The sequence below is a fragment of the Trichlorobacter sp. genome, from assembly GCF_030247655.1.
Taxonomy (GTDB): domain Bacteria; phylum Desulfobacterota; class Desulfuromonadia; order Geobacterales; family Pseudopelobacteraceae; genus Trichlorobacter.
Genome location: NZ_JAOTRZ010000048.1, coordinates 1 through 18,120, shown reverse-complemented (window position 1 = coordinate 18,120; position 18,120 = coordinate 1). Strand labels below are relative to the sequence as shown.

Genomic DNA, 18,120 nt, shown 5'->3' with positions numbered 1-18,120 from the left:
ACGGTACATTGTTAGTAGCCACACAGGCTTCCATGCAGCGTTCGCAGTCAATGCAGCGATGCTGTTGCATGACCATGCTGTAGTGCGGCTTGTAGGGGTACTTCTTTGCAAAGTCAGAGGCGTGGGCGCGGTTAAAGGTTGAGATAGCAGAAAACAGGGTGCCGCCAGCAAAGATGCCGGTGATGGCCATACCCATTTTTAGAAAATCCCGGCGTTCCTGGCTGGATACGTTCTCGACCCCTTCGTTTTTCAGGTTACTAAAATCTTTATGTGTATTCATAGGTGAAATCCTCGTAATAGAGTATGTAGTGTACTTTTTAGTTTAATGGTCTTCAACCTTGTGACCGTCAAATACCTTCTCGCCGATCAGGAACAGCAGGGCGGTAAGTCCAAATCCGCCAGCTGTGATAACCCATTCATAGATGGAAGGAAAATAGTTGAGCATCTCCTTGAATTCATTCACACCCAGGCTGTAGTAAACCGGCAGGGACTGGCCGAGGTAGACAAGGTTGTAGCGCATTACAAAGATACCGATCACCATTGATAAAGAGGCTATAAGCATCAACTTCAGGTTACGGCCTTTTGAGAGAATGAACAGAACCAGCGGACCAACCATGCCAAGCAGGATCTCGAAGAACCAGAAGATGAAGGCATGGTGACCGACAACTTCGGAGTGGACAATCGGATAGGCGCCGCCCGGTTGGCCGGCTGCTCCGGCAATCAGTTTCCAGGTGGTAAAAAACAGGATGACCGTGATTAGAAGAATACCGATCTTGGTGGTTACCTCAAGTGCCCTCTGCATATCAGGCGCCATCTGCTCTTTATTAAGCTTGTAGCCCATGATGTGGAAGAAGATGATAACGGCACAGCCGGTCATCATGGCCGATGCAATGAAATAAATAGGCATGTAGGGGCCTTGCCAGTATTCGCGACCCATCAGCAGGCCAAAGACGGCACCCAGGTTGGAGTGTGCGGCAATACCGGCAACCGACCCGCTGAAGCCGCAGATCACAGCAGGTCTATGTTTATTCAGAAGCAGAAAGATGTACTCGGCAAACATGAAAGCAAGGTAGATGCCGTAGAGGGTGCCCATCCACCAGATGTTGGAGGTGAGATTTGGTGAAATTACGTTGTAAATCGCCATTCTCCAGGGTATCTTGATCTCAAAGGCTATCACAAAGAAGCCCGAAAGGATTGTGGCGATGGACAGAAACACCGAGCGCTTGGCAATCGGCATGAAGTCCTTGATTCCAAAGACGTGACCGATAGAAGAGACCAGGCAGAGGCCGGTTGAGGTCACCACAAAAAAGACATAGGCTGCAATCAGGACACCCCACGGCACCTCACGGTAGACATTGTAATAGGCCTCATGACCTTTGAACATGGTCATCAGTCCCAGGCCGGTAGCAGCCAATACCATGCAGAGAGAGATGAAGACCATCAGGTAGAAGCCGGTCCCCGCAGTCTTGAGCCGGTTAGCTACCCCGGTGACCAGCTCGTTGAGAGATGGAGTGGTGTGGTGATGTGCCATACGTCGATTCCCCTTTGTTATCTGAATTCTGAGTCAGGCTACAGATTCAAGTTTTTGAATGTTGCATTCCTACAGTAACTAGCACGCAATAATGAGAAAAGCAACAGGATTGTGGGTAGTTGCACGCGTTGCAGCTTTGGTTGCACGAATGTTGCATTGAGGCTGCCTTGACTTTGGATGGCTGCTCTGCTATAGGCAAACAGCCTATTATTACATGCAATTTGGAGCGCACTAATGAGTAAAAAGCTGTTTATCCCTGGGCCGGTAAATGTGGCTCCCGAGGTTTTCGCTGCCATGTCACAGCCGATGATCGGTCATCGGATGAAAGAATATGCTGAACTGCACGGGCGGATAAAATCGAATCTGAAGCGTTTGATGAAGACCGAAAGTCGCGTGTTCCTGTCCACCTCCAGTGCCTTTGGCGCCATGGAAGGAGCAATCCGCAATCTGGTCAAGGGGCGTTGTGCCAACTTCTGCAATGGCGCCTTTTCTGATAAATGGCATGATGTAACCCTGCGTTGCGGCAAAGAGGCCGATGCCATCAAGGTGCCCTGGGGACAGCCGATCTCCGCAGATCTGGTGGATACAACTCTGGCAACCGGTAAGTATGACAGTATCACCATGATCCATAATGAGACCTCCACCGGCGTACTATCACCGCTACCGGAGATTGCCGCTGTGATGCGTAAATACCCTGATGTCGTGTTTATTGTTGATACGGTTTCATCCATGAGCGCCATGCCGATTGCATTGGATGAGCTGGGGATTGATTGCTGTATCTTTGGTGTACAGAAGGCCTTTGCGCTGCCACCAGGTCTGGCTATCTTTACCGCCACCGAAAAGGCGTTGCAGCGCGCACAAAGCGTTGAGAACCGTGGCTATTATTTTGATTTCATGGAGTTTGCCGCCAATGATGACAAGGATAATACCCCTTCAACCCCCTGCATCTCACTGATCTACGGGCTTGATTGCCAGTTGCAGCGGTTCTTTGCAGAAGGGTTGGATGCCCGTTGGGCACGGCATAGCGCCATGGCAGAACGAACCCGCAATTGGGTGCTTGAGCGCGGCTTTGAGCTGTTTGCCCCTGAAGGAGCCCGTTCTGTAACCTTAACCAGTGTGGCAAACAGTCGCGGTGTCGATCTGGCAGCAATTAAAAAGCAGTTGGGTGAAAAAGGGTATGCCTTTGATGATGGCTACGGCAAGATCAAGGGCAAAACCTTTAGAATTGCCCATATGGGTGATCTGCAACCGGCTGAATTGGAAGAATTCTTAGTGGTGTTGGATGGAGAGTTAAAAGGTTAACCCCCCAACCCCCCTTGTCAGGGTAGGGTTGGGGAGGGTTAGTTGTTTATACAGCTTCAAAGACATCCTTGCCGGCCCCACACAGTGGGCAGCACCAATCGTCCGGGATATCTTCAAAGGCAGTGCCGGGGGCAATGCCGTGGTCAGGATCTCCGGCAGCGGGATCATACTCATACTGGCAGATAGTACAGACATACTTTTGCATCGGTTTTCTCCTTTTTGTGGTGGTCAGGAAGACCAGCTGATCGCCTGGACAGGGCAGCCGTCAATGGCTGACTGTTTTTCAGCTTCAGTTGCACCATCCTGGTTATAACACTCTGATTTGCCTGAGTCGTTGAACTTGAATGCTCCGGGGCAGATGCTGACACACAGTCCACAACTGATACAACAGTCCGGATCAACAAACGCATTTTTTGCCATGGTTGGAACCTCCTTTTGAAAACCATAGCACCAAACTTTTGCTGCAGCAAGTGAGCATCATCAAGATCTGTCCCGAAGAGGTGAATTGATATGTTGTTTGATACGATAGTTGTTGGCCCATTGGGTGTTAACTGTTCAATCCTGGGATGCGAAGAGACCGGGCAGGGGGTTGTGGTGGATCCTGGCGATGATGCTGAGCGTATTCTTGCCCAGGTGCAGCAACGTGGTCTTTCTATTTCAGCAATTATCAATACCCATGGTCATTTTGATCATGTTGGGGCTAATCGCCAACTGGCCCAGGCCACCGGAGCACCGCTCTATATCCATCAGGCAGATGCGCCGATGCTGGAGCGGGTGGCCAAGACGGCAGCCATGTACGGGCTGCCGGGGGAAAATTCACCTCAGCCGGACCGGCTGCTGGAAGATGGTATGCTGATTACGTTTGGTACCCATCGACTGCAGGTAATCCATACACCCGGTCATACTCAGGGGGGCTGCTGTCTCTATCTGGAGGCAGAAAACAAGCTGATTGCCGGGGATACCCTCTTTGCCGACGGTGTCGGGCGGACTGACCTGCCGGGCGGTTCTCATCAACAACTGGTGGAGTCTATCAAGAACCGTCTCTTTACCCTGCCTGACCAGGTGCAGGTCTATCCCGGTCACGGCCCTACCACCACCATTGGCCATGAAAAACGCCATAACCCGTATCTGGACTAAAACCATGACAGAACTGACTGGAAAGACGGTTGTACTGGGAGTAACCGGCGGCATCGCCGTTTACAAGGCTGTTGAGCTGCTGCGGCTGCTGACCAAGGCCGGTGCCGAGGTGCATGTTATTATGACCAGTGCGGCAACAGAGTTTGTTACCCCGCTTACCTTTCAGGCCCTCTCCGGTAATCCTGTTTCAACAGAACTGTTTAACCTGTATCAGGAGCGGGAGATCGGGCATATTTCACTGGCTGACCGGGCTGATTTGCTGCTGATTGCGCCGGCCACCGCCAATGTTGTTGGTAAAATTGCCCATGGCATTGCCGATGATTTGCTGACCACAACCATCATGGCCACCAAGGCGCCAGTACTGCTGGCTCCAGCTATGAACGTGAATATGTACCAGAATCCGTTCTATCAGGAGAACGAAGCCCGTTTGCGCAGGCATGGCTACTACTTTGTTGATGCTGAAAGCGGCAGCCTGGCCTGTGGTTGGGAGGGGAGCGGGCGTCTGGCCCAGCCAGGACGGATCTTTGATGAGGCCTGTGCCTTGCTTGCAGGTGATGACCTTGCCGGTGAAACCATCCTGGTTACTGCCGGACCAACCCGGGAAGAGCTGGATCCGGTACGCTATATCAGTAATCATTCCTCAGGCAAGATGGGTTATGCATTGGCACAGGCGGCCCGTCACCGTGGGGCAAAGGTCGTGTTGGTCAGCGGCCCCACCTGCCTTGCGCCACCAGCAGGGGTGGAATTTGTGCAGGTGGAGTCTGCACAGCAGATGCATGATGCGGTTATGGCGCGGGTGGCCGACTGCAGCGTGGTGATCAAGGCAGCAGCAGTGGCGGATTACCGGCCTGTGTTGCGCAATGGCGAAAAGATGAAAAAGTCTGGTGAAACACTCACTCTGGAACTGGAGAAAAATCCGGATATCCTGGCCGAGCTTGGTCAGCTGGGACAACGGCCCTTGCTGGTTGGGTTTGCCGCAGAAACCACAGATCTGCAGACCCATGCAGCAGCCAAGCTGGCTGCCAAGAACCTTGATATGATTGTGGCTAATGATGTCAGTCAGGAAGGGGCAGGATTCAATGTGGCCACCAATATTGCACGGCTGCTCTACCGTGATGGTAGGGTGGAATCGCTTGAACTGATGAGTAAGACACGCTTGGCAGAGCTGATTCTTGATCGGGTGGTGGAGTTATTGCAAAATAAAGGGTGCGCTTGATTCGTGGCAGGCGTCTTTCAGGATCGTCAGCAGTTCAGGGTGGTGGATTGACCGTTGTAAGGTCGGTTTGATGAACTCAACCCGCTCCATCCCCTCCTCACGGGTAAAGCGGCCACTCTTGTATAGAAAACGCAGGTGACGACGCATCTCCTGGGCAACTTCCAGGGCAGCCTCGCCGGTAGGGTCAGCCGACCAGCAGAAGGAATCCTCACCGTGGATCAGCAGGTCCATTACCACTTCCATGGTACATTTCAGATACTCTTGATGGTCTTCTAAGGTCAGGCTGTGCTGGCTGCGGGTGGAAAGTGCCTTGATCAACAGTTGCCAACGCTCAAGCCTTGAAAGCAGCAGAATTGAGTTAAAGATCCGCTTGTTATTGCCAAAGGAAAACAGGGTCGGGGCCATGACGTGGCGCAGCAGGGCATCATCATGGGGGAGGCCGGTCCGACAGATCTCCTTTGCCCGCTTCCAGATGCGCGGCTCGACAAATGCTTCAAAGCGCAGCTCCCAGTAGGTATGCCGCAGGGCAATCGTTGAGAAGGAGCGGATGGTCTTGTACGGTACATAGTAGTTGTGGGCCACCACATCAGCAGCCAGATGGCAGAGATAGCCGTAGGCACAGGCCCGCTGCGGATCACTCTGGGCGGATTTAAGAAGACGTGCACCAATTCGCCATCGGTGACAGTTCAGCAGGTAGTGGGTATGTTTCTTGCCCACAATGATATCAGCAGCCAGGCACCCGTAGAGAAAGTCATTGGCGTAGCTTCCCAGCAGGGTGGCCAGTTGTGGCGGTAACTGCTGGAGCCGGGACAGTACGTCAAGGCCAATCACCAGATGGGTACCACCACCCCAGGCAAAAGCGAGGGTCGGGAAGAGTAGAAGCACCAGCAATGTCAAAAGAAGCAGAGGCATGGCTTCAGCATACATGTTGTATGAGCTAAAAGCAAAGATGAGGTTTGTGTCATGAACAGGCTGCACCCCCAGATCATGTATGCTTCAGTGCGAGAATATCTGCAAGAGCTGGAAGAGAGCGGTGTTGACGGCCTGCCGTTTGAGGTGGCGCTACAGCAGTCTGAGCTGTCCAGGGGGCGGGAGGCCGAACAGCAACAGCCAGCGCAGTTCTCAACAGCCAGACCCCAGACGCTTGATGAGCTTTTTAAGAGAATCGGGGACTGCCAGCGCTGTGATCTTTCCCACGGGCGTACCAACCTGGTCTTTGGAGCAGGTTATGAAAAGGCCCGGTTGGTGTTTGTGGGCGAGGCTCCCGGTGCAGATGAGGATCGACAGGGACAGCCGTTTGTGGGGGAGGCAGGCCTGGTCTTGACCCGTCTGATTGAGGCAATGGGGTTAAAGCGGGCACAGGTCTATATCTGTAATGTGATCAAGTGCCGCCCATCTGCCAATCGCAATCCCCATAAAGACGAGATTAATACCTGCGCCCCGTTTTTGACGCAACAGCTGCAAATCATCAAACCAGAAGTGATTGTGGCCCTGGGTACCTTTGCAGCCCAGACGCTGCTGGAGAACAAGGAGCCGATCTCCCGGATGCGGGGGCAGTTCCACAGCTGGCACGGTATCCCGGTGATGCCGACCTTTCACCCATCTTTTCTGCTCCATAACAAGGAAAACAAGCAGCATTACTGGGATGTCTGGAGTGATATGGAGCAAGTGCTGCGTAAGTTGAAATTGCCGGTGCCAGAGAAGAAGAAAAGAGCTTAAATCCACCTGCGGACCACAAAATGTGTTGATTTACCGGCACCGGCAGGCCAGCTGTTGGCTGGTCTACGTTGTTTCAGCACCTGCTTCATCCGCTTTTCCAGCGGGGTTATTACAACGCCGTCCCTGCCCCCGCTGCAGTTCAGAATACTTTCCACCGCTGTTTTTTGATCCAGTACAATGATGACATGCCCTTTCCAGACGATCAGATCCAGGGGACGTAGCAATTGCAGCAGTTCAGGGATGTTTTTGCCCTCAATGGAAACTGCACTGCCAAAATTTACCAGCTGTTCGGTATTGCGGGGCGTAAAGCCATCGGTGGCCTCATACAGCAGGCCGGAACAATCCAGGCCGGCAAACCGTAGCTGTCCGGCCTGGATGACACCGCCACGCAGGTTGCCGCCCCAGATATAGGGTAGTCCCACAGCGGTACGCAGCTGCTGCATGATTTTTGATGCTTCAGGCAGTTGCGATTTGCGCGCAGGTGGTGCTGTTGGGTGCATGGTCAGCAGTTCTGCCGCAACATACAGCCGAGTGCCGGGTGGTGCCTGGTAGTCGTTGCTACGCACTTCCAGTACCGCAGGTGTACCAGCTGGAACAGCAACCACCTCAAATGCAGTGCCGGGTAGGGCGATAAATTCAAGTTGTCGCACTTGACCACAGTGATCTTTGTGGTGTTGTGCCTGAGGTCCGGCTGATTGCGGGGTGTTAAATACCGGTGCCGGTTTTCCGGCAACAGCAAAACCGGGCAGAACTGCAGCCATGGCCTGCAGTGGGCAAATGCAGCCGCAGAATAGTAGCAGAATGCCAATGCGTAGGGTCATCACAGTTTTTTACCTCCAAGTGCTTCAGTAACCAGTTGTTTTTGTGGTGGTGTAAGTCGTGGCGAAATGGCCAGGTTCTGGACCACAGAACGGGGCAGCCGTGGTAAAAACAGAGTAAACCAGATGGTCGGCGTGCGGGGATTTTTCAAAATGGCCTGCTGCAGTTCCGGGCGGTGCTGCCAGCGGGTGTGGCGGGCGATTCGGGATATGGTCTCGGCAGTGGCGGCAGCAGAGGCAAGAAATTGGTGGATAGCCCCCTCCTTAAGGTGGGGGTTGTCCAGACAGGCAGCCACCAGCTGGGGCTGTCCCTCTTTCAGTAACGCCTCAACAATAGTTGCAGTGCCTCTATGGGCCAGGGTAAGTTTGTTTCCCAGGGGTTGTGTCGGGATCCGTTGTATGATGGCGCGCTCAGCAGCCACCTTCTGGTCCTGGGGGATGCTTGGCAGGCAGCTGAGTTTAAGAAGATCACACAGGTGGAGTCGTGGCAGCAGGGTGCTGACAATATGGGGAGGAGCCTCTGGATGTTGCGCCAGCGCAAAAAGCACCTGATAGTTACCGGCAGGGGGCTCATGCTGTTGGTGCAGCAGGGTGAACAGATCCGGGTGCAGGCCTGTGTGGCGTAGTAACGCCAGCAGGTGGGCTTCATCCAGGGCCGGGTTGCGCAAGGCTGCCCGCAGGATGTCCGGCGTTGGCCGTTCAAACAGCCGGAACAGCTCTTCCTTGCTGCCGTTCAGCCCGCGGTGTACCAGTCGGAGATCATCAAAAGCCGTATCGGTATCCTGATGGTTCATAATCATTCAGTCCAGTTGCGAGTGAGGATACTGCATGGTACAACAGTGATCAAGTTTTTCACCAATGGTATCTCGGATGGAGTGCTGATGGAGCGGTTTGGGGAACAGGTAGTCCAACCGGAACTGCGGTGTGATCAGCTTGAGGTCATTCTTCTTCTGCTGGCCCGGCAGACCGGACTACCGCTGTTTGATGCCTATAAAGAATCCTGCGTCAAGAGACGCGTTGCCGCCCGGATCAGGCGTAGTGGTTGTCTGGATGTAGAACAGTATCTGCGCTATCTTCAGGAAGATGCCGGAGAACGGGAGAGGCTGGTTACGTCTCTGTCAATCCATGTCAGCCAGTTTTTCAGGAATCCTACTCTGTTTGAGACGCTCCAAACTACTGTACTGCCAGCGCTTGTGCAGCGCACTGCTGGTCGTCCACTGCGGATCTGGAGTATCGGTTGTTCTGCCGGAGAAGAACCGTATTCTCTGGCCCTACTGCTTGTAGAATCATTTGGCGAGCAGCTGGCGTGGGAGCAGTTTGATATTCTGGCAACAGATATCGACCGCCGTACGCTGGCTCAGGCAGAACTTGCGCTGTATGAAGCAGAACCGGCGCTGCGTGTCGTTTCTGCAGCACGCAGAGAGCGGTTCTTTATAGAACAGGGCGGTTTCTTCAAACTTTGCCCTGAAGTGCAGCAGTTGGTCCGATTCAGGCAGATGGACCTGCAACTGGTTGCTAACTACCCACGGGCAGATCTGGTGTTGTGTCGTAACACCTTGATTTATTTTAATCGGCCTGCTCAGGAAAAAATTCTGCAAGCCCTTGCGGATATTTTGCCGCAGGATGGTATACTGGTGCTTGGCAAATCAGAAAGCATGCCGGCTCCTTTACGGTCCAGGTTTGCCACCCTTGACCCAACAGAAAGAATTTACTCTCGCAGATGAGGAGATGACCATGCGGGTACCCTTGGGATATAAATTTATTCTCGGCTTTGTTGCTGTTGTGGCAGTGGTTGCCTTTGCACCGCCGGTTGTGGCAGCACTTGGCTATTCTCCCGATGTCACACGGTTTTTGACCATTGTGGTGGCCCTGACGGTGGGCCTGATCATGGGCTGGCTTTTTTCACGAAGATTCGCCCGCAATATCGGTATACTCACAGAGTCTGCCCATGAGGTCAGCCAGGGGGACCTTTCCTGGGATATTCAACTGCCACCCACCAGTATACCTGATGAAACCCACGAGCTGACCGCCGCCATTAACCAGATGATCCAGAACCTGCGGGATCTGGTGGGGCATATCCGTAGCAGTTCAGCAAAACTGGCAGGCGCCTCCAAAGAGATTAACGGCACAGCCGTGGAGATCAGTGCTTCTACTGAAGAGGTGGCCCGGGCTATTGAGCAGATCTCCCATGGAGCCGAGACACAGGCTGAACTGGTGGAGCGTAGCTCACGCATCATCAAGGAAACCGCCATATCGATCGAGTTGATTGCATCCAGGGCGCGGGAAAGTTCCCGCTGTGCCCGTGAAACCAGCCAGACTGCCCAGCGTGGTTCTGATCTGGCCGGTGATGCCTTGCTGCTGATGAAAGATTTTTTTGAACGTATTGAGGCGCTCAGCAACAGTTTTGATCAACTTAACAATCGTCTGCAGCGGGTGGGCAAGGTGGCTGATTTTATTGGTGAGGTGGCCCGTCAGACCAATCTGCTGGCACTGAATGCTTCGATTGAGGCGGTACGGGCCGGCGAGTATGGTAAAGGTTTTGCCGTGGTGGCAGATGAGGTGCGCAAACTGGCAGACAGCACCTCCCACTCTGCCGGAGAGATTAATGATCTAATCGTGACTCTGCGGGAAGAAAGCCAGAAGGTGCATGAGAGCCTGATGGAAAGCTCCCGCACCATCCGTGAAGGCAAGAAAAATGTTGATATTACGGCGGGTGCCTTTGTTGAGATTATTACCAGTGTGCAGGAGACCGAGCGACGGGCCAACAGCATTGCCGACCTTTCCCAGATGCAGCTTGAGAGTTCCGGCAAGATGGTGCATGCCGTTGATGAGATCGCCAAGGTGGCTGATGATAATGCTGCTGCCACGGAAGAGGTTTCGGCAGCTACAGAAGAACAGTTGGCTGCCATGCAGGATATGGCTCTGGCAACCAGAGAGTTGACTCAGCTGGCCGATGAACTGGAGCGGCTTGTGCGGCGTTTTACGCTGGAAGAGGACATAGCACTGGTGGAAACTGTATGAGTAAGGTGCGTCGTTTCCTGCTCATGCAGGCTGGTAGCAGAAGGTACGCATTGCCGCTTGAGCAGGTTTCTGAGGTCAGTGAACTACGAACCCTGTCACCGGTACCCCGTGCCCCGGTCTGGTGTCTTGGTGCTACCCGTTCTGCCGGAGTGGTGGCAGCCGTGATAGACCTTTCCTGGTATCTGGGAGAAGAACCGGAACCTGCACCGGAGAAACTGGTGGTGCTGGATTTACGGATAGGTGGGTTGGCACTACAGGTTGGCCAGATTTTCAGTGTCGTACTGGAAGCACCGGTCAGACTTGAACAGGATAGCTATGGAACCTGGCTGATAACGCCTGATACAAAGGCGGAGCTGCTGGATGCGGTTGAATTGATTCAGGAAATATCAGCTGCCATGGCTCGCTAACCTTTGAATATCCTCCACCAACGCCTCAATATCGCTCTGTTCAGTTGCCCATGAACACATCAACCGGGCTCCTCCTGCCCCGATAAAGCTGTAGAAATGCCAGCCCAACCCGTGCAGTGATTCGATCAGGGTCTGCGGCATGCTGACAAAGACCGCATTGGCCTGAACCGGAAACATAAGCTCTACCTGCGGTATCCCCGGAAGCTGCTCTGCCAGGGCCTGGGCGCAGCGATTAGCGTGGGCTGCTCGTCTGAGCCATGCATTATTTTGCAGCATCCCGGTCCATGGAGCTGCCAGAAAGCGCATCTTTGAGGCCAGTTGTCCAGCCTGTTTGCAGCGATAATCAAACTCCTCAGCCAGATCCTTGTTAAAAAAGACCACCGCCTCTCCCACTGCCATGCCGTTTTTCGCGCCACCCAGACAGAGAACATCAACCCCTGCACGCCAGCTGATATCGCCAGGGTGACAGCCCAGTGAGGCAACGGCATTGGCAAAGCGGGCGCCATCCATCTGTAGGCGCAGTCCGTGCTGTCTGGCAAACGCACCTGCTGCTGCCACCTCTGCCGGGGTGTAGATGGTACCCAGTTCTGTGGCTTGTGTCAGGCAGAGCACCCGTGGCTTGGGATAGTGGATGTCAGAGCGTCTCGTAATCAACTGCTCAACAGCAGCAAGGTCAAGTTTGCCGTCTGCTCCAGGTGCAGACAGGATCTTGGTGCCGTTGGAGAAAAACTCGGGAGCTCCGCATTCGTCAGTCTCAATATGGGCCAGTTCATGGCAGATCACGCTGTGGTAGGACTGACAGAGCGAGGCCAGGGCCAGTGAGTTGGCTGCTGTGCCATTAAAGACGAAAAACACCTGGCAGTCGGTTTCAAAGGTATCCCGAATCAGGCTGCAGGCCTTGGCGGTCCAGGGATCGTCACCATAGGAACTGACAAAGCCGGAATTGGCCTCTGCCATGGCCTGCCAAGCCTCCGGGCAGATTCCGGCATAGTTGTCACTGGCAAATGCAAGATAGTTGGGCATGAGGCGTCTCCGAAATGATGTACAATGCGGCATCAGATGATGAATTAATAGTCATGCCGGGGAAGCATAGTGCGATTAAGTGCATCAGGCTCACATTGATCTTGTTCGTAACTTATTGTAATTAAATGCTAAATATCTGTAACTTGATTTGTGCTCATTATTGGCACGCTTACTGTTACAGCAATGCCAATAACGGCGCATTTGACCCGCTTCGCGCAGGTGCCAATCACCCCATAGGAGGAATATTTTATGAAATCAGTTCGCAGCATGATCCTGGCAGCAGCTCTGACCCTGTCCATGAGTAGCGCGGCAATGGCTACGTTTTCCGGACAAATCTGGATTCCGTCCACTGACGCAAAAGGGTTTGGTGAGGTAAACGTAAGTATTGATAACTATATCCGCATGTCTAACAAGCCTGATGCCGGCTCTAATTATTATGATGCCGGTGTGACCGTCGGTGTGCTCCCTTTTGAGAAGTTTAAGCTGGAAGTAGGTGTTGACTACTATACTGACAGTCTGAATGACGGCAACAGTATTTATAGCGCACATCCGATCTATTTCAACTTTAAGGGTGCCATTCCTGAAGATGCCTTCTTTAAAGGGATGCCTGCCTTTGCTGCAGGTATGTTCGGTATTGGTACCTTTGATCGTGGCGAGGCGGGCAATACCATGAGTAACGTTGCCTATGGTCTGGTAGCCAAAACCTTCCCGGTTGTGGGCCGTTTTTCTGCTGGTGGCTACCACGGCGCTGAGAAGAACCTTGGCGTGAAAACCAATACCGGTGTGTTGGCGTCATGGGACCGCACCATGAGTGAAATTTCCGACAAGCTCTGGATGTCGGTTGACTACATGAGCGGCAACAATTCCCTTGGTGCATTGTCTGTAGGTGCCTCTTGGGCTTTTACCCCTAATGTCTCTCTGCTGGTAGGTGCAAACTTCTACAACCCGTTTTATAATCCACAAGGTGGTATGCTGCCTGGTGGCAAGCCAACTATCAACACTCAGCTGGATATCAACTTCTAAGATTTAAAAAACATCAAATAAGAACCGAAACGGGGAGCCTGGCGCTCCCCGTTTTTATTTTGCGTTGTCTCACGTCTGGTCAGGTAGCAGAGACCGGTACAGCTGAGCCAGTAAACCCGCTTCCCGTTGGGGAGAATACTGAGCCAGAACATGCTGCTGTGCTTGAGCTGCAACCGTATTGCGTAGCGTTGGATTAGCCGCAAGCTGCCTGATCAGGCAACATAATTCCTTTCCATCCTGAAACAGCCAGCCGGTTTCTCCGTGGCAGATCAGTGAGCGGTTGCCAGGCACATCCCGGGCCACCACCGGTTTACCCATGACCATCGCTTCCAGCAGGGCATTAGCCATGCCGCCTTCAAACTGCGAGCTGTTCAGAACAAGGTCTGCTGCTGCATAGAGTGCCCCCATTGATTGATGAGGCACCTCACCCAGGAGCTTGACCCACGGCAGTTTTGCGACCTGTGTGCGAATGGTGGCGGCATACTGATAATCAAGCTCGCCGCCTGCTATCCAAAGCTGCATCAGGGGGAGTTCAAGGGCAAGCGGGGTAAGCTGCTCTATGGCACTATCAATCCCTTTAACCGGTCGTAGCGCAGCGGGCAACAGGATTGCAAAACTATCTGTGGATTTTTCAGCGGGTATCGTGTCATGAAACGGCTCTACCCCTTGAGGGATGACGTGCAGTTTAGAGGATATCTGTGGAAAGGCCTGTTTGGCCAACTTTGCAACAAGCGGGTCAAAACAGGTCGCAGCTGCTGCGTCGTGAAGGGCCTGTCTTGTTTCTGTGTGGTCGCGCAGGGCAGGGTCAAACAGATCGCTGCCGGTCAGGGTGATCAGATAGGGTACGCCAAGCTGTTGGGCAGTGGTGCGGGTCAGTGGACCGGCATGAAAGGCATGGAAGCCGTGCAGCAGTGTTGGTGGCGTTGAAATAAGATTTTGCAGACGTAAGGACAGATCCGTCGCATCAAGGGATATCAGGTCAGTCTGCAGGCCGTGCATCTGCAGGTGACGGGCTATACGCTGCACGCTGGTAATGTTGCCTCTGGTGGGACCTTGGGAAAAGGGGCAGAAAAGTGCGATACGCATAATGATATTATGGCGCTTGATGCAGGCTGATGCAAGGGGGAAAACCGCCTTGCCTGAGTCTTGGCCATCTGCTATTCTGCCGGTCCTATGAAGATTATTATTCTTGGCAGTGGAACCTCGACCGGGGTTCCCATGGTTGGCTGCAGTTGTCCGGTCTGCAGCTCTTCCAACCCCCGTGATCGTCGCAGCAGGGCATCGTTGCTGATTTGTCATGGGGAGAAATATATCCTGATTGACACCTCCACCGACCTGCGCAGCCAGATGTTGCGGGAATCGGTGCCGCAGATTGATGCGGTGCTTTTTACCCATGCCCATGCGGACCATGTGAACGGCATTGATGATCTGCGGGGGTTTCATTTTCTGCATCGCCAGGTGGTTCCCTGCTATGCCTGTCCGCCTACCATGGAGCGTTTGCAGAAAGGGTTTGGCTATATCTTTCATCAGGATGAGGGGGCAACCCACCCCCCCCTGCTGGAGCCTCAGCCAGTGAACGGTCCTTTTGAACTGTTCGGGGTACCGGTTATTCCGATTCCGCTGGAACATGGTGCCGGTGTTTCCTGTGGTTACCGGATCGGTTCATTTGCCTATTTGACCGATTGCAGCGCTATTCCAGCTGCGTCACTTGCATTGTTGCAGGGAGTTGCTACAGTAGTGATTGATGGCCTGCGCTGGTCGTCACATCCCTTTCACTTTAATATCGAGGGGGCTATTGCTGCCATGCAGCAGTTGCAGGTCAGGCGGACGATACTTACCCATCTGACCCATGAAGTCAGCCACGCAGAAGAGCATAAGTTGCCGAGTGGTGTAGAGTTTGCCTATGATGGCATGGTGATTGATCTGTAGTGCCAATTCAGTATCAAGGTGCTGATCTTTTGATCTGAAATTGGATGGGGGAATTATGCAGAAGGACATACGCCTCCACGGGCAGTTGGCCAACGGAATTGAGTATTTTGTGCTGGTAGTGGGCACCGAGGCCTACCAACGCTACTTCTTTAATATTGTTCAGGAAGAGGATGAGTTGAGGATCTTTTCTCCAGGCAATGAGTTTATTCTGGGGCAGAAAGGGATCAGTTTTGAGGGCAATGGTGGCCATTTTTGTGAATATATGTTCGGGGTGGAACAACCAACCTCTGATCTGACCAAGACCGAGATCATTAACCGTCTGGTTATGAACGGTGCATGCCTTGAAGAGGAGAGTGGCGCTCTCCATTTCAGTGAGCAAACCAGTGGACATCAATCCTACGATACTGTCTTTTTTGAGGGTAATGCGGTTTGTAACTACTTCTTTTCGGTTCATTCTCCCAGACTTTCCCGTAAGCTGGGTGAGCAACAGCAGGAGCTGGTCCGTCTGCTGGGTAAGGGCCTGAAGCGAACTCCGGCAGTTGGTGAAGAACGGGATGACCTGCTGGTTGATGAACTGTTCCCATTGTTGCAGGATGAAGGCGCCCAACTGTTTATTGTCAAGTTGATCAACACCCATCACAAGGCCTACCGGGATCTGTTCCGCTCACTCTATTTCCGTTCAAAGAAGATTGCCGACGATGATTTTGCCCGTTTAACAAGCCTGGCAAGTGCCCGCCAAATCGACCGATACCAGCAGGAACGGATGCGGATTGATGTGATGTACCGTCATCCCATGAACCGCCGGATTGTTGATGAGTACCGTAGTATCCTGATCGGTTGTACTGCCAGAGGAGAGATCAGTACCTTTGAAAATGCCCGTCTGAATCGCCTGAAAGCACTTTCTGTGCGAAACAAGATTCCAGGCGCCCTTTTCTTTACCCTTGATGAACTGTTGAAAAAGGGACGTGATCTGAAGGAAGCCGATGAGGAGGCTGATTATATCGCCCAGACCCGCCAGATTCTGGAGGGATTCTTTCTGCATCAGAGTGAGATTGACAGTTCTATAGACCGTGACGATATGTTGATTTTGATCAAGGCAAAAAAATGGGCCATTGCGGCCCGTGATCATCATTTCGATCATCTGATGCTTGATTTCAGTCGTGAATGTGATGAAAAAATCAGGGATGGTGCTGATCCAGCCCTGCTGGAAGGTTTTTCCTATGTCATCACCTATCTTGATCGTCTGGACAGCACCCTGTCGTTGATCGGTCAGTTGGCGTTCATGGAAAATGTGCGGATAACCGAAGAGATGTTGCAGGGACTGCTGGAACATCGGGCTGCCTTTGAAAACCTGCAGCCCGGCTGTTTTGAAGAGCTGTTTGCGAAAGAGCTGTTTGATAACCCCTATCTGGGCCGCTTTGGCCGGATGAAGATGACGGTCTTGATGGAAGGCCTGCCCCTGGTTCAGGCAGAACAGCAGGCGATTGAGGATTTGCACACACGTCTGATTGCTGTTGACCAGGAAGAACGACTCTACCTGATGGTGTTAGAGCTGGTACGACACCGGGTGCGTAATTTCTATTCAAGCTACGGTACCAAGGCAGAACAGGATGTCCTGCGCCGAGAAGTGCTTGAAGAGTTGAAGGCCCGCAAAAAACTGGCCGTTAACCTGCCTGACCATGTCTTTCAGGAGACGGTTACCACCATACAGAAGGAAGCGGTCTACCTGCAGTCCCTGTTACCAACCATCATCGCCGAAAAGAACGCGGTCCTGCGGGAGGATTTCCTGGCCAATGCCGGTCTGGATCGCTTCTATGTTGAGGAGCTGGAGCGGGAGTACTATGAGCAGAATGGGTTGGATCTGGAGGAGATGTATCAGATCCGCCAAGGGCTTTAACCCTCCCCTGGTCAGGGGGGAGATCGCTCTTTTCTCCCTCCCTGACAAGGGGGGGCGGGGAGGAGGGTTGCAGTTTTTCATTCCCCCAGCAGGCCGTGGGCCTTACCGTCTGATTCCCCCAGCCTTTTGAGAAACGTTCCAAATTCCTCAGCGGTTACCGGTCGTGACAGGTAATAGCCCTGCATGGTGTCACAGCTGCGCTGGTGCATGAACTCCATCTGCTCGCTATGTTCAATCCCCTCGGCAACAACGGTCAGGTTCATACTGTGGGCCAGGGCGATGATCGCCTCGGCGATGGTTGCATCATTATGGTCACGGGTCACATGTTTGACGAATGAGCGATCGATCTTAAGCCGGTCAATCGGAAAATGTTTCAGGTGTGAAAGAGATGAGTAGCCGGTACCAAAGTCATCGATTGAGAGTGTAATTCCCATCTTTTTTAGCTGGCGCAGGGTCAGGATTGCCTCTTCCGGGTTTTCCATGACCGCGCTTTCAGTCAGTTCGAGCTCAAGCAGTTCAGGATTAAAGCCGGTTTCAACAAGTATTCTCTCTATACGCATCCCCAGATTTTTTTGCCTGAATTGACGCGCTGAAACGTTAACTGCCATACGCAATGGCGGGTATCCTTCCTGCTGCCAGCGTACACCCTGTCGACAGGCCTCAGCCAGCACCCACTCGCCAAGGGGCACGATCAGGCCGGTTTCTTCGGCAATTGGAATAAAATTATTGGGGGGTACAATGCCCAGATCAGGATGCCGCCACCTGATCAGCGCTTCAATTCCTGCCACATGGCCGGAACTAAGTTCCATCTGGGGTTGATAAGCCAGAAAAAACTCTTCCCGTTCCAGGGCCCGCCGCATGGTGTTTTCCAGCAAGAGCCGCTCTGTTGCCCGCATGTTCAACTCGGGCGAAAAGAAATGGCAGGTGTTGCGGCCGGCTTCTTTTGCCTGATACATGGCCATATCAGCATTTTTCAAGAGTTCTTCAGCATCACGTCCATCCCGTGGATAGATCGAAATCCCGATGCTGGAAGAGGAATAGACCTCATGTTCTCCAATCTGGTACGGCTCAGCAAGCTGTTCAAGGATCTTCGTAAC

At 53.0% G+C, this 18,120-nt stretch carries 19 protein-coding genes and 1 pseudogene; 10 read left to right on the top strand and 10 right to left on the bottom strand.

The window, feature by feature from the left end; translation table 11 throughout:
- Positions 1–280 (bottom strand): annotated as a pseudogene (locus OEL57_RS06455) (4Fe-4S dicluster domain-containing protein); the annotation flags it as partial.
- Between the two features lie 42 nt (positions 281–322).
- Positions 323–1,531 carry an NrfD/PsrC family molybdoenzyme membrane anchor subunit gene (nrfD, locus tag OEL57_RS06450; protein ID WP_300738692.1) on the bottom strand — a complete coding sequence of 403 codons (1,209 nt, stop codon included), beginning with the start codon at positions 1,529–1,531 and terminating at the stop codon, positions 323–325.
- A 234-nt stretch (positions 1,532–1,765) separates the two neighbouring features.
- Here nrfD and OEL57_RS06445 point away from each other — a divergent pair, with 234 nt between their 5' ends.
- The gene (locus tag OEL57_RS06445) at positions 1,766–2,833 is read left to right on the top strand and encodes a pyridoxal-phosphate-dependent aminotransferase family protein (protein WP_300738690.1); all 1,068 of its coding nucleotides are present in this window, start codon (positions 1,766–1,768) and stop codon (positions 2,831–2,833) included.
- A gap of 46 nt (positions 2,834–2,879) precedes the next feature.
- Here the strand turns inward: OEL57_RS06445 and rd are convergent, their stop codons facing one another.
- Together rd and OEL57_RS06435 are read right to left on the bottom strand one after the other, a co-directional pair.
- Positions 2,880–3,038, bottom strand: a complete 159-nt coding sequence (rd, locus tag OEL57_RS06440) for a rubredoxin (protein WP_300738687.1) — start codon at positions 3,036–3,038, stop codon at positions 2,880–2,882.
- Between the two features lie 23 nt (positions 3,039–3,061).
- Complete coding sequence (locus OEL57_RS06435; protein ID WP_078788424.1) at positions 3,062–3,253, bottom strand: ferredoxin; 192 nt, start codon at positions 3,251–3,253, stop codon at positions 3,062–3,064.
- 90 nt (positions 3,254–3,343) lie between these two features.
- Here OEL57_RS06435 and OEL57_RS06430 point away from each other — a divergent pair, with 90 nt between their 5' ends.
- Both OEL57_RS06430 and coaBC read left to right on the top strand, forming a co-directional pair.
- Positions 3,344–3,970, top strand: coding sequence for an MBL fold metallo-hydrolase (locus OEL57_RS06430; protein WP_300738685.1), 627 nt, complete (start codon positions 3,344–3,346; stop codon positions 3,968–3,970).
- A gap of 4 nt (positions 3,971–3,974) precedes the next feature.
- A complete protein-coding gene (coaBC, locus tag OEL57_RS06425) occupies positions 3,975–5,186 on the top strand; it encodes a bifunctional phosphopantothenoylcysteine decarboxylase/phosphopantothenate--cysteine ligase CoaBC (protein WP_300738683.1) in 1,212 nt (403 codons plus the stop codon).
- Here coaBC and OEL57_RS06420 read toward each other — a convergent pair.
- Positions 5,160–6,098 (bottom strand): zinc dependent phospholipase C family protein, encoded by a 939-nt coding sequence (locus OEL57_RS06420; protein WP_300738682.1) that lies wholly within the window; start codon positions 6,096–6,098, stop codon positions 5,160–5,162. The two genes, coaBC and OEL57_RS06420, sit on opposite strands and share 27 nt — an antisense overlap.
- Positions 6,099–6,149: 51 nt before the next feature.
- Here OEL57_RS06420 and OEL57_RS06415 point away from each other — a divergent pair, with 51 nt between their 5' ends.
- Positions 6,150–6,905: a uracil-DNA glycosylase gene (locus OEL57_RS06415; protein WP_300738681.1), complete on the top strand. Its 756-nt coding sequence runs from the start codon at positions 6,150–6,152 to the stop codon at positions 6,903–6,905.
- On the opposite strand, the gene OEL57_RS06410 is transcribed toward OEL57_RS06415, so the two are convergent.
- Together OEL57_RS06410 and OEL57_RS06405 are read right to left on the bottom strand one after the other, a co-directional pair.
- On the bottom strand, positions 6,902–7,726 hold the full coding sequence (locus OEL57_RS06410) for a glycoside hydrolase (protein ID WP_300738679.1): 825 nt from the start codon (positions 7,724–7,726) through the stop codon (positions 6,902–6,904). The genes OEL57_RS06415 and OEL57_RS06410 overlap by 4 nt on opposite strands.
- Complete coding sequence (locus OEL57_RS06405; RefSeq protein WP_300738678.1) at positions 7,726–8,517, bottom strand: hypothetical protein; 792 nt, start codon at positions 8,515–8,517, stop codon at positions 7,726–7,728. The genes OEL57_RS06410 and OEL57_RS06405 overlap by 1 nt, the downstream gene beginning before the upstream one ends.
- Positions 8,518–8,562: 45 nt before the next feature.
- On the opposite strand from OEL57_RS06405, the gene OEL57_RS06400 reads away from it, so the two are divergent.
- The 3 genes from OEL57_RS06400 to OEL57_RS06390 are packed head-to-tail and all read left to right on the top strand — an operon-like array spanning position 8,563 to position 11,151.
- Positions 8,563–9,447 carry a CheR family methyltransferase gene (locus tag OEL57_RS06400; protein ID WP_300738676.1) on the top strand — a complete coding sequence of 295 codons (885 nt, stop codon included), beginning with the start codon at positions 8,563–8,565 and terminating at the stop codon, positions 9,445–9,447.
- A gap of 10 nt (positions 9,448–9,457) precedes the next feature.
- Positions 9,458–10,744 (top strand): methyl-accepting chemotaxis protein, encoded by a 1,287-nt coding sequence (locus tag OEL57_RS06395; protein ID WP_300738675.1) that lies wholly within the window; start codon positions 9,458–9,460, stop codon positions 10,742–10,744.
- Positions 10,741–11,151 (top strand): chemotaxis protein CheW, encoded by a 411-nt coding sequence (locus OEL57_RS06390; RefSeq protein WP_300738674.1) that lies wholly within the window; start codon positions 10,741–10,743, stop codon positions 11,149–11,151. The genes OEL57_RS06395 and OEL57_RS06390 overlap by 4 nt, the downstream gene beginning before the upstream one ends.
- Here the strand turns inward: OEL57_RS06390 and OEL57_RS06385 are convergent.
- Positions 11,131–12,174 (bottom strand): threonine aldolase family protein, encoded by a 1,044-nt coding sequence (locus OEL57_RS06385; RefSeq protein ID WP_300738672.1) that lies wholly within the window; start codon positions 12,172–12,174, stop codon positions 11,131–11,133. The genes OEL57_RS06390 and OEL57_RS06385 overlap by 21 nt on opposite strands.
- Before the next feature lie 249 nt (positions 12,175–12,423).
- On the opposite strand from OEL57_RS06385, the gene OEL57_RS06380 reads away from it, so the two are divergent.
- Positions 12,424–13,197 carry a hypothetical protein gene (locus OEL57_RS06380; protein ID WP_300738671.1) on the top strand — a complete coding sequence of 258 codons (774 nt, stop codon included), beginning with the start codon at positions 12,424–12,426 and terminating at the stop codon, positions 13,195–13,197.
- A 69-nt stretch (positions 13,198–13,266) separates the two neighbouring features.
- Here OEL57_RS06380 and OEL57_RS06375 read toward each other — a convergent pair whose 3' ends face one another.
- Positions 13,267–14,283: a GPMC system family 4 glycosyltransferase gene (locus tag OEL57_RS06375; RefSeq protein WP_300738670.1), complete on the bottom strand. Its 1,017-nt coding sequence runs from the start codon at positions 14,281–14,283 to the stop codon at positions 13,267–13,269.
- A gap of 87 nt (positions 14,284–14,370) precedes the next feature.
- On the opposite strand from OEL57_RS06375, the gene OEL57_RS06370 reads away from it, so the two are divergent.
- Both OEL57_RS06370 and OEL57_RS06365 read left to right on the top strand, forming a co-directional pair.
- Positions 14,371–15,126, top strand: a complete 756-nt coding sequence (locus tag OEL57_RS06370; RefSeq protein ID WP_300738669.1) for a GPMC system MBL fold metallohydrolase — start codon at positions 14,371–14,373, stop codon at positions 15,124–15,126.
- A 55-nt stretch (positions 15,127–15,181) separates the two neighbouring features.
- A complete protein-coding gene (locus tag OEL57_RS06365; RefSeq protein ID WP_300738668.1) occupies positions 15,182–17,023 on the top strand; it encodes a TIGR04442 family protein in 1,842 nt (613 codons plus the stop codon).
- 77 nt (positions 17,024–17,100) lie between these two features.
- On the opposite strand, the gene OEL57_RS06360 is transcribed toward OEL57_RS06365, so the two are convergent.
- Positions 17,101–18,120: putative bifunctional diguanylate cyclase/phosphodiesterase (locus OEL57_RS06360; RefSeq protein WP_300738667.1), on the bottom strand; the 1,020-nt coding region annotated here is incomplete at its 5' end.